Origin of the sequence: Bradyrhizobium sp. NBAIM08 (assembly GCF_020193935.1) — a bacterium.
Taxonomy (GTDB): Bacteria; Pseudomonadota; Alphaproteobacteria; order Rhizobiales; family Xanthobacteraceae; genus Bradyrhizobium; species Bradyrhizobium yuanmingense.
On record NZ_JADYVR010000049.1, the window covers coordinates 1 to 1,048 of the forward strand.

At 59.6% G+C, this 1,048-nt stretch carries 1 protein-coding gene; it reads left to right on the forward strand.

The genetic code is table 11. From position 1 onward, the window contains the following. Window positions 1–1,048 (forward strand): AMP-binding protein (locus tag I6F37_RS38305; RefSeq protein WP_225131591.1); only part of this gene is annotated, 1,048 nt, incomplete at both ends.

Consider the following 1,048-nt stretch of genomic DNA (forward strand, 5'->3'; position numbering starts at 1 on the left):
CTGCTGGAGGAGCTGAACCGGACGGCGGCGCCGTATCCTGCGGAGCGGTGCATCCACGAGCTGTTCGAGGCGCAGGTGCACAAGGCGCCGGATGCGGTGGCGGTGGTCTGCAAAGATGAGCGGCTGATCTACGGCGAGCTCAATGCGCGGGCCAACCGCCTGGCGCATCACCTGATCGCCCTCGGGGTCAAACCTGGGGATCGCATTGCCACAGTGCTGGACCGCTCCGTCGCTCTTCTGGTGGCGCAGCTGGCAATTCTGAAGGCCGGCGGCGTGTATGTACCGATCGATCGCGCCCTCCCGCCGGCACGACAAGAATTGCTGAGGGCCGATTGTGCTGCACGCTTGGTGCTTTGCGCTGATGATCTGGTTGAGGCGACGATACCTGTTCGTACTATTGGGCCGCTCATAGCTGGAACGGGATGTAGTTCCGATCCTGGGCTGGCGTTGAGCGCTGAAACTGCCGCTTACGTCATGTACACCTCTGGCTCAACTGGCCTTCCCAAAGGAGTTGTTGTTCCTCATCGTGCCGTCAACCGGCTCGTGATCAACAGTGGGTATGTGAAGATCGATGCAGGAGATCGGGTGGCATGGGCTGGCAATCCCGCCTTCGACGCAAGCACGTTCGAAGTATGGGCACCGCTGCTTAACGGTGGTTGCATTGTTGCCATGCATGCCGCCACCGTCAGGGATACTCTTAGTTTTGCCCGCGCGCTTGAACAGCACCGGGTGACGACACTGTTTCTAACAACAGCATTATTCAACCAACATACATCAACGATTGCTCCGACGTTGGCGCAACTGAAGCACCTCCTCTGTGGGGGTGAGTGCGGTGATCTTGCCTCGTTTCTGAGATTGTTAAAGGAAAAGGGCCCCGTACGTCTCATTAACTGCTACGGGCCCACCGAGACGACGACATTCGCGACGATCTGGACTTGCCCGGCTGATTTTAATGGGTCATTGGTCCCGATCGGGCGCCCAATCGCCAACACGCGTGTGTACTTGCTGGATGGCCATGGCGCGCCCGTGCCGTTCGGCGCGGTGGGTG